The 8,978-nt window shown below is 73.9% G+C and carries 11 protein-coding genes and 1 pseudogene; 5 read left to right on the top strand and 7 right to left on the bottom strand.

Annotated elements, in window-relative coordinates:
- The 4 genes and pseudogenes from ACGFI2_RS23515 to ACGFI2_RS23500 form a co-directional block, all read right to left on the bottom strand.
- Window positions 1–310 (bottom strand): annotated as a pseudogene (locus ACGFI2_RS23515) (hypothetical protein); the annotation flags it as partial.
- A gap of 188 nt (window positions 311–498) precedes the next feature.
- On the bottom strand, window positions 499–867 hold the full coding sequence (locus ACGFI2_RS23510; protein WP_393520700.1) for a YrdB family protein: 369 nt from the start codon (window positions 865–867) through the stop codon (window positions 499–501).
- Window positions 864–1,433, bottom strand: coding sequence for a TetR/AcrR family transcriptional regulator (locus tag ACGFI2_RS23505; RefSeq protein ID WP_393520698.1), 570 nt, complete (start codon window positions 1,431–1,433; stop codon window positions 864–866). Before ACGFI2_RS23505 ends, ACGFI2_RS23510 begins: the two co-directional genes overlap by 4 nt.
- Complete coding sequence (locus ACGFI2_RS23500) at window positions 1,426–2,220, bottom strand: alpha/beta fold hydrolase (RefSeq protein ID WP_393520696.1); 795 nt, start codon at window positions 2,218–2,220, stop codon at window positions 1,426–1,428. The genes ACGFI2_RS23505 and ACGFI2_RS23500 overlap by 8 nt, the downstream gene beginning before the upstream one ends.
- A gap of 78 nt (window positions 2,221–2,298) precedes the next feature.
- Between ACGFI2_RS23500 and ACGFI2_RS23495 the strand changes: the two genes are divergently transcribed.
- Window positions 2,299–2,703: a VOC family protein gene (locus ACGFI2_RS23495; RefSeq protein ID WP_393520694.1), complete on the top strand. Its 405-nt coding sequence runs from the start codon at window positions 2,299–2,301 to the stop codon at window positions 2,701–2,703.
- Between the two features lies 1 nt (window position 2,704).
- Here ACGFI2_RS23495 and ACGFI2_RS23490 read toward each other — a convergent pair whose 3' ends face one another.
- On the bottom strand, window positions 2,705–3,625 hold the full coding sequence (locus tag ACGFI2_RS23490; protein WP_393520692.1) for a proline dehydrogenase family protein: 921 nt from the start codon (window positions 3,623–3,625) through the stop codon (window positions 2,705–2,707).
- Window positions 3,626–3,698: 73 nt separating this feature from the next.
- Here ACGFI2_RS23490 and ACGFI2_RS23485 point away from each other — a divergent pair, with 73 nt between their 5' ends.
- The 3 genes from ACGFI2_RS23485 to ACGFI2_RS23475 are packed head-to-tail and all read left to right on the top strand — an operon-like array spanning window position 3,699 to window position 5,724.
- Window positions 3,699–3,971 carry a hypothetical protein gene (locus ACGFI2_RS23485; protein WP_393520690.1) on the top strand — a complete coding sequence of 91 codons (273 nt, stop codon included), beginning with the start codon at window positions 3,699–3,701 and terminating at the stop codon, window positions 3,969–3,971.
- Between the two features lies 1 nt (window position 3,972).
- Window positions 3,973–5,139, top strand: a complete 1,167-nt coding sequence (locus ACGFI2_RS23480; protein ID WP_393520688.1) for a glutathionylspermidine synthase family protein — start codon at window positions 3,973–3,975, stop codon at window positions 5,137–5,139.
- 18 nt (window positions 5,140–5,157) lie between these two features.
- Window positions 5,158–5,724 carry a CGNR zinc finger domain-containing protein gene (locus tag ACGFI2_RS23475; RefSeq protein WP_393520686.1) on the top strand — a complete coding sequence of 189 codons (567 nt, stop codon included), beginning with the start codon at window positions 5,158–5,160 and terminating at the stop codon, window positions 5,722–5,724.
- A gap of 107 nt (window positions 5,725–5,831) precedes the next feature.
- Here the strand turns inward: ACGFI2_RS23475 and ACGFI2_RS23470 are convergent, their stop codons facing one another.
- Both ACGFI2_RS23470 and ACGFI2_RS23465 read right to left on the bottom strand, forming a co-directional pair.
- Window positions 5,832–6,638, bottom strand: coding sequence for a sugar phosphate isomerase/epimerase family protein (locus ACGFI2_RS23470; RefSeq protein ID WP_393520684.1), 807 nt, complete (start codon window positions 6,636–6,638; stop codon window positions 5,832–5,834).
- Between the two features lie 75 nt (window positions 6,639–6,713).
- Window positions 6,714–7,658, bottom strand: a complete 945-nt coding sequence (locus ACGFI2_RS23465; protein WP_393520682.1) for a Ppx/GppA phosphatase family protein — start codon at window positions 7,656–7,658, stop codon at window positions 6,714–6,716.
- 74 nt (window positions 7,659–7,732) lie between these two features.
- On the opposite strand from ACGFI2_RS23465, the gene ACGFI2_RS23460 reads away from it, so the two are divergent.
- Window positions 7,733–8,539: a hypothetical protein gene (locus tag ACGFI2_RS23460; RefSeq protein ID WP_393520681.1), complete on the top strand. Its 807-nt coding sequence runs from the start codon at window positions 7,733–7,735 to the stop codon at window positions 8,537–8,539.
- Window positions 8,540–8,978: the final 439 nt, after the last annotated feature.

Raw genomic sequence — 8,978 nt, 5'->3', positions numbered from 1 at the left:
CCGACACGGCCGCGACCGGCGCGGGCGCAACCGGCGCGGGCGCAACCGGCGCGGAGGCGACCGGCGCGGGGGCGACCGGCGCGGGCACGACCGGCTCGGGCCCGGGGGCGGCCGGTGGAGGGTTGGACGCGGGCGGTCGGGGTGTGGCCGGGACCGGTGACGGCGCGGGCTTCGGGGGTGAATCGCCCGTCGGAGCCGGTGCCTTCGCGTCGACATCGACGTCGGGCTGCTGCCCCTCGCGGTCGCTCCCGACACGTGGCTCGTCGCCGTCGGCTGCACGGCCGGGAGGCTCCTCGTCGCCGTCGGTCACCGGCGAAGGGTACGACCAATCGGGCGTTCCGGGAAAGAGCTCCGCGCGTAATCGCTGCCTTCCCGCCTCGTCACCGGCAGCACGGCGATCTTGGAGTTGTGGCACCTCCGATAACCGGCGAAGCGGGCATCACAGGCGCCACAACTCCAAGGTCGACGCGGCCGGGCGCACCACGTGCGAAGGACGGGTCAGACCGGGTTGCCGGACCGGAGCAGCAGGGCCTTGTCGACGGCCCAGAGGGCCACCAGCACCACGCCAAGCACGGGGTGGCCGGCCAGGACGAGCAGCACGCCGCCGGTGAGGAAGCAGGCCGCCTGGACGCCGAGCTTGGCCGGGGCGGGCAGCGGCACGGCGGCCCGGGGCGAGCAGAACGCTCCCCAGGCCACGGCGAGCGCCAGCGGCGCGCCCAGGCCGGCGAGCAGCCGCACCGGCCAGCCGACGTCGAGCGTGAAGCCCCAGAACCCGACCGCGGCCAGCAGCGCCAGCTCCAACAGGAAGATGACGCCGACCAGCGCGGCCTTCGTCGCAACCCCCGGCCTCGAGGACGACGCCCTCATCGGGACCGCCAACCGCGGTACGCGAGGTCGAGCCCGTCGATCATCTGGTCGAACGAGCGGTCGACGTCGCGGGGCAGCCCGAACCCGCCCGCCGCCTCCAGCGTGACGAAGCCGTGCACGGTGGCCCGGAACATCCGGGTGGCGTCGACGGCCGCGTCGCCCTCGACGCCGTACCCGCGCAGGATCGCGAAGATCGCGCCGACCGCGCGCTCGGCGGCGGCCAGGTGCTCGGGGTCGGCGGGGTCGGGCGCCCGCTGGGTGGCCGGGTAGCGGCCGGGGTGCCGGTGGGCGTACGCCCGGTAGGCGGTGGCGACGGCGCGCAACGCGTCGCCGCCGGCCCGGCCCGCGGCGGCGCTGGTCAGCACGTCGGCGATCTCGGCGGTGGCCAGCACGGCGAGCTTCTGGTGCAGGGCGTCGACGCCGCGCACGTGCTTGTAGAGGCTGGGCAGCGCGACGCCGAGCCGGCCGGCGAGCGCGGCCAGGGTCAGCCGGTCGTGCCCGACCTCGTCAACGAGCACGGCGGCCTCCCGCACCACCGTCACCGGGGTCAGGCCGGCCCTAGGCACGCGCGGTCACCGTGAGGAACTCGACCAGATCGGCGGCGGTGGCGTCGGGCTGGTCGGCGTGCGGGTAGTGGCCGGAGTCGGCGATCATGCGCGCCTCGGCGACGGCGAACTGCCGGCGGGCGGCCCGGGCCTCGGCGCCGGGGTCCGGGAAGTCCGGGTCCTTCGCGCCCATCAGCACCAGCACCGGTTGCCGCACCTCGCGCGCCCGCGCGGTCCAGTGCGGGTCGACCGGCGCGATCACGCCGCGCACCGCGTCCATCCGGCCGCGCAGCTTGGCGACCAGCTCCTTCCGGTACGCCGCGTCGTCGGCCGGCCGCCCGCACGGGAAGAGCGTGCGGTGGAACAGCCCGAACAGCCGCGGGCTGCGCAGCACGGCGGCCTGGAGTGCCCGCATCATCAGGTTCGGCTTCGGCTGGCCGACGAACGGGCTGATCTGCACGATGCCGCCGACCAGCTCCGGCACGTCGGCGGCGGCGAAGACGACGCCCGCCCCGCTGGACGAGCTGCCCACCAGCGTGGCCGGCCCGCCGTCCAGCTCGCGCACCACGGCGAGCAGGTCGCCGCCGACCTCGACCGGGGCGTACGAGGGCCAGTGCGGGCTGGAGTCGCCGTGGCCGCGTACGTCGATCGAGGCGACCCGGTAGCCGGCCGCCACCAGCAGCGGCGTCAGGTGCCGGAACGCCGCCCGGTTCTCGCCCATGCCGTGCGCGAGCACCACGAGGGGTCCCGTGCCGTGCACCTCGTACGCGATGGTCCCGCCGTCCCGCACCACCTGGCTAACAGTCATAGCTGCAAAGCTAATGCCATTAGCTTCACGACGTCAAGGCTTGACCTGAACCTGACCTGAGGTCGCACGATCAGCGGCATGCCGATCTCCGCCGACACCCACGTACGCCTCGCCCGGCCCAGCCGCGACCTGGCAACCGCCGAACGGTTCTGGGCCGACGGCCTGGGTCTGAACGTGCTCTACCGGGGCGCCGCCGACGGGCCGGGGGAACACGACCTGGTCATGCTCGGCCTCCCCGGCGCCGGCTGGCACCTGGAACTGGTCGGCGGCGCGGCGCTGACCGCCGACCCACGGCCGACCGAGGAGGACCTGTTCGTGCTCTACCTCGACGGGCCGGTCGAGGACGGGCTGGTGACCGGACTGGAACGGGCCGGCGGGACCAGGGTCTCCGCCGGCCCGTACTGGGACAGGTGGGGGATCGCGTTCGCCGACCCGGACGGCTACCGCCTCGTGCTGTGCACCCGGACCTGGTCGAACGGCTGACTCACTTCTTCGACATCACCGCGCGGCCGAAGAACGCCAGGTTGGCCGGGCGCTCGGCCAGCCGGCGCATCAGGTAGCCGTACCACTGGTCGCCGTAGGGGACGTAGGTGCGCACCGTGTAGCCCTCGCCGACCAGGCGCTGCTGCTCCTCCGGGCGGATGCCGTAGAGCATCTGGAACTCGAACCGGCCCGGGTCGCGGTCGAACCAGCGCGCCCGGTCCTCGCCGATCGCGATCAGGCGCGGGTCGTGGGTGGCCAGCATCGGGTAGCCGTCGCCGGCCATCAGCACGTTCATGCAGCGCACGTACGACTTGTCCACCTCGCGGGCGGACTGGTAGGCCACCGACTCCGGCTCCCGGTAGGCGCCCTTGCACAGCCGCACCCGCGAACCGGCGGAGGCCAGCTCGCGGCAGTCCGACTCGGTCCGCCGCAGGTACGCCTGGAGCACCGCGCCGGTCGACGGGTGGTCCTTGCGCAGCTCGGTCAGGACGTCAAGCGTCGAGTCGGTGGTGGTGTGGTCCTCCATGTCCAGGGTGACCGTGGTGCCGACCGCGTCGGCCGCCGCGCAGATCTGCCGCACGTTGTCGTGGGCGAGCTGCTCGTCGAACATCTGGCCGAGCGCGGACAGCTTCACGCTGACCTCGGCGGCCGGGGTGAGCCCGGCGGCGCCGAGCAGACGCAGCAGTTTGAGGTATTCGTCCCGGGTGGCGTTCGCCTGCTCCGGGGTGGTGGTGTCCTCGCCCAGGTAGTCGAGGGTGACCGCTTGGCCGTCGGCGACGAGTGCGCGGGTCGCGCGCAGCGCGTCGTCGGTGCCGGCGCCGGCGACGAACCGGCGGACGACGTCCCGGGTGAACGGGGCCGTCGCGACGAGCCGCTCCACCTGGGATGACCGGGAGGCGGCGAGGATGACGGAACGGAGCATGAGCCGAGCGTAACGCCCACCCCCGTCCCCCCGCCGGGCACCCGAAGTGGCGACGATCCGCTACAACATTCACGTGGAACGACACCCCCGACGCCGGCTCCGCTCGGCCACCGTGCAGCTCGGCGCGCTGACCGCGCTGGCGCTCGCGCTCTCCGGCTGCAACAACGGCTACGACGACGATGACGACTGCGCGCTCGGCCCGGCCGGCGGAGGCGGCGACACCGTCGCGGTGGCGCTGCGGGTCCCCGCGCCGGCCACGGCCGCGCGCGGCGACGTCGCCCCGGCCGCCGCCGCGCTGCCCGAACGCGGCGGCTTCGGCACCCACCTCGCCTCCTGCGGCGGCTGACGTGCGCCGCGAGGCGAGCACCCCGCGTCCCGACTGGGACGCGACCATCCGGGCCCAGGGCCTGGTGTACGTCGACACCGAGCTGCCCGACGGCGAGATCATGTCGTACTGGGACGAGACGGCGGCGTACGCCTTCACGCTGGACGAGGTGCTCCGGCTGGAGGAGGCGACCGAGGAGCTGCACCGGATGTCGGTGGCCGCCGCCGAGCACGTGGTGGCCCGCCGCCGCCACGCCGAGTTCGGCATCCCGGAGTGGGCCGCCGAGGCGGTGGCCCGCTCGCTGCGGGAGGGCCCGCCGACGCTCTACGGCCGTTTCGACCTCTGGTACGACGGCAGCTGGCCGCCGAAGATGCTGGAGTACAACGCCGACACCCCGACCGCGCTGGTCGAGGCGAGCATCGTGCAGTGGTACTGGCTGGAGCACACCCGCCCGGACGCGGACCAGTGGAACAGCCTGCACGAGCGGCTGGTCGGCGCCTGGGCCAAGATCGGCGCCGGGCTGCACGAGCCCCGGGCGCACGTGGTCTGGTCGAACGAGGAGGAGTCGGGCGAGGACCAGATCACCGCCGGCTACCTGGCCGAGACGGCCCGGCAGGCCGGGCTGGACGTGACGCTCATGCCGATCCAGCGGGTCGGCTGGGACGGGCGACGCTTCGTCGACGCCGACGACCGGCCGATCACCACCTGCTTCAAGCTCTACCCGTGGGAGTGGATGCTCGCCGAGCCGTACGGGCCGCCGGCGCTGGACCCGGGCACCCCGACCACCTGGATCGAGCCGGCCTGGAAGCTGCTGCTGTCGAACAAGGCGCTGCTGGCCGTGCTCTGGGAGCTGTATCCCGGGCACGACTACCTGCTGCCCGCCTACCTCGACTCGCCGCGCGGGATGACCGAGTACGTGGCCAAGCCGCTGCTCGGCCGCGAGGGCGGCTCGGTACGCATCGTGACCGGCGACACCGAGATCACCAACCCGGGGATCTACGGCGACGAGGGCTTCTGCTTCCAGGAGTTCCGGGCGTTGCCCCAGTTCGCGGACTCCCACACGGTGCTGGGCAGTTGGATCGTGGACGGCGGGTCGGCCGGCGCCGGGGTGCGGGAGAGCGAGAGCCTCATCACAGACGGTTACGCGCGGTTCCTGCCCCACTACATCGACGCGCCACGCCCCCACTGAGTCGTCTACCGTTGGGGCGTGAACTTCGACGCGTACGCCCGGACCGGGGTCGAGCTCGTCAACGCCCGGCTGGACGACCTCGACGGCCTGCGGGCCCTCTTCCCGGACGAGAACGCCTGGATGCGCGACGAGGTCGCGGAACGGGACCTGGCGACCTTCCGCCGGGCGCAGAAGCGCCTGCGGGACATCTTCGAGTACGGCACCTCGGGGCGGGACGCCGACGCGGTGACCGAGCTGAACGCGCTGCTGGAGGCGTTCCCGGTGCAGCCGCGCATCTCCGGCCACGACTCCTCGGACTGGCACATGCACGTGACCAGCCGAGGCGCCTCCGTCTCCGCGGAATACCTGGCCGGCGCGGTCTGGGGCCTGTCCGTCTGGCTCTGCGAGTACGGCAGCGCCCGGTTCGGCGTCTGTGCGGACGAGCGCTGCGGCAACGTCTACCTGGACACCTCGTCCAACTGCTGCCGGCGGTTCTGCTCGGAGCGCTGCGCCACCCGCTCGCACGTGGCGGCGCACCGGGCCCGCAAGCGGGCCGCGGTCGGCGAGCAGGCCGTCCCGGCCCAACCGCTCGCCCCGGTCAGCTGACCTCCGGCGGTCCGCCCGGCCGCCCGTCTCGCGGGTCCGTCCGCCGGGCCGGTCGGACCGTCTCGCGGGTCCGTCCGCCGGGCCGGTCGGACGCGGACGAGGGCCCGTCAGACGTCGACCGGTGAGGGCGCGGTCAGGTTGGCGCGGGCGAACTCGAGCGACTCGCGCAGGTCCGCCTCGCGGACCGCGCGGCTCTTCGCGCCCCGGGTGGTCACCTCCACCGCGACCGAGCCGGTGAAGCCGCGCCCGGCCAGCGACCGGAGCAGCTCCGCGCAGGGCTGGCCGCCCCGACCGGGCACCAGGTGCTCGTCGCGCCCCTCGCCGGTGCCGTCACCCAGGTGCACGTGCGCCAGCCCGGCGCCCATCCGGTCTGCCATCGCGAGCGCGTCGGTGTGTGAGGCGGCGCAGTGCGACAGGTCCAGCGTGTAGGAGGCGTAACCGCTGTCGGTCGGGTCCCAGCCCGGGACGTACGGCACGAACTGGCGGCCGGCCATCCGCACCGGGAACATGTTCTCCACCGCGAATCGGAGGCCGCCGAACTGGCCGGCGATGGCGGCCAGCCCGTCGGCGAACGAGCGCGCGTAGTCGCGCTGCCAGGTGAACGGCGGGTGCACCACCACGGTGGGCGCCTCGAGCGTCTCGGCCAGCTCGGCGGCCCGCCGCAGCCGCTCCCACGGGTCGGGGCTCCACACCCGTTGGGTGACCAGCAGGCAGGGCGCGTGCACCGAGAGCACCGGCACGTCGTAGTGCTCGGAGAGCCCACGCAGCGCGCCCGCGTCCTGGCTCACCGGGTCGGTCCAGACCATCACCTCGACGCCGTCGTACCCGAGCGCCGAGGCGAGCTGGAACGCCGCCGCGGTCCGTTCGGGGAAGACCGAGGACGTGGACAGGAGCACCGGGACGCGGGAAGTCACAACCCTCAGGGTAGCCGTACCCGTCAGGAAGCATCGGGACGAGCAGCCGCAAAGCGCCCAGAGCGGCCGCCCGGATCACATCGGTGCGAGCTGATCCAGCCGGCGCAGGATGACGCCCTCACGCAGCGCCCAGGGGCAGATGTCCAGGCTGTCCAGGTCCAGCCGGCGCATCACCGCCTCGGCCACCACCGCGCCCGCCAGGAGCTGGTGCGCGCGCTGCGCGCTGACCCCCTCCAGCTCGGGCAGGTGCGCCGGCGGGATGTGCCGGACGAACCCGAGCACCTGCCGCAACCCGGTGCGGGTCAGGCTGCGCCGGGCCCACAGACCCGCGCCGGACGGCGCGGCGCCGGCCAGCCGGGCCAGCGTGCGGAACGTCTTCGAGGTCGCCACCGGCCGCTCCCAGCCCACCTCGGTCAGCTGCTTCACCACCGGGTCGAGCTGCGCGTCCACGTACTCCCGGAGGTGCTCCACGGCCTCGGCGGACGGCGGCATCAGGCCGGCCGGATCGACCGCCAGCCGCGCCCGGCTGAGCCGGCCCGCGCCGAGCGGCAGCGAGACCGCGACGTCCGGGTGCTCGTCGATGCCGGCGGCCAGCTCCAGCGAGCCGCCGCCGATGTCCAGCGCCAGCAGCCGGCCCGCGGACCAGCCGAACCACCGTCGCACCGCGAGGAACGTCATCCGCGCCTCGTCCGCGCCGGAGAGCACCTCCAGGCGTACGCCGGTCTCGTCGCGAACCCGGGCCAGCACCTCGCCGGCGTTGGTGGCGTCGCGGACCGCGCTGGTGGCGAATGCCAGCAGGTCCTCGGCGTCCAGCCCGTCGGCGGCGGCCCGGGCCATGCCGACCGCCTTGACCAGCCCGTCCGCGCCGGCGTCGGTCAACGCGCCGTCCGGGCCGACCTGCTCGGCCAGCCGCAGCACGACCTTCTCCGAGTGCGCCGGCCAGGGATGCGCGCCGTGGTGGGCGTCGACCACCAGCAGATGCACCGTGTTGGAACCGACGTCGAGGACACCCAGTCGCATGGCAGGAACCCTAGGCGCAACACGTTTCGTCGGCTCGCCGGCCGGCCGCGGTGACCGCGCGTACGCTGGTCCGAGTGACAGGGCAGATCGAGCTTCACGTGCTGGTGGACGACGCGGACGACCCGCGCAGCCGCGAGGTCGGGCTGGACTTTCCGCGGGAGTGGATCGAGTTCGCCGACCCGGCCGATCCGAAGCACGTCGTCCGCGCCGACCTGACCTGGCTGCTCTCCCGCTGGACGTGCATCTTCGGCTCGGGTTGCCACGGCATCGTGGCCGGTCGGGCCGCCGACGGGTGCTGCTCGCACGGCGCGTTCTTCACCGACTCGGACGACGAGAAGCGGGTCCGGGCGGCGGTCAAGCGGCTCACGCCGGAGACGTGGCAGCACTTCCGCCGCGGCTTCAAGAACTGGACCGAGAACGACACGGTCGACGGCAGGACGCCGGCCCGGCGCACGGCCACCCGCGACGTGGACGCCCCCTGCGTGTTTCTGAACGACGCCGATTTCGCCGGCGGGGGCGGCTGCGCGTTGCACGCCCAGGCGCTGCGCGACGGGGTGCACCCGCTGGAGTACAAGCCCGACGTCTGCTGGCAGTTGCCGGTCCGCCGCGACCAGGAGTGGCACAAGCGGCCGGACAACACCAAGGTGCTGATCTCCACGCTGGCCGAGTTCGACAGGCGCGGCTGGGGCGCCGGCGGGCACGACCTGGACTGGTGGTGCACCTCCTCCACCGACGCGCACGTCGGCGCCGACCCGATGTACGTCTCGTACGGGCCGGAGCTGACCGCGCTGATCGGCGCGTCCGCGTACGCGAAGCTGGCCGAACTCTGCGCCGCCCGCCTGCGCCAGGGCCAGATCGCCCCCCACCCCGCCAGCGAGTAAGGAAGGGCCCCCGGCTCGGCCGCCCCGGCCTGCCGGGCCAGGTCGGTCACCCAGGCCCGCACCATGTTCTTGTGTTCGACCGTACGGGCGTGCACCGGGCTGCCGGCGGGCGACTCGGCCGCGGTGTTGATAAACGCGCAGCCGTGGTAACCCTCCCGGCGGCATGCCCCGCTGAGCGCGTCGAACATCCCGACGAGCTGGGCGCGGGGATCGTCACCGGCGGCCCGGGCCGCGGTGCGCAGGGCGCCGGACCGCAGACTTCGGCCTGCGCCTCTACGGCCGACTGGGCACCCCGTTGTTCAACGTCAAGGTCGTGCGCTGAAAGGCCGGCACCCCGTGGTTCGGGGTGCCGGCCTTCGGCGTGGTGCTTACTTGGTCCAGTGCTGGTTGACGAGGTCGGTGGCCTGCTTCTCCCACTGCGCGTACGCATCCGGGTAGG

This window comes from Micromonospora sp. NPDC049282 (genome assembly GCF_043197045.1).
Classification (GTDB): Bacteria; Actinomycetota; Actinomycetes; order Mycobacteriales; family Micromonosporaceae; genus Micromonospora.
This window is presented reverse-complemented; position numbering and strand designations above follow the sequence as displayed.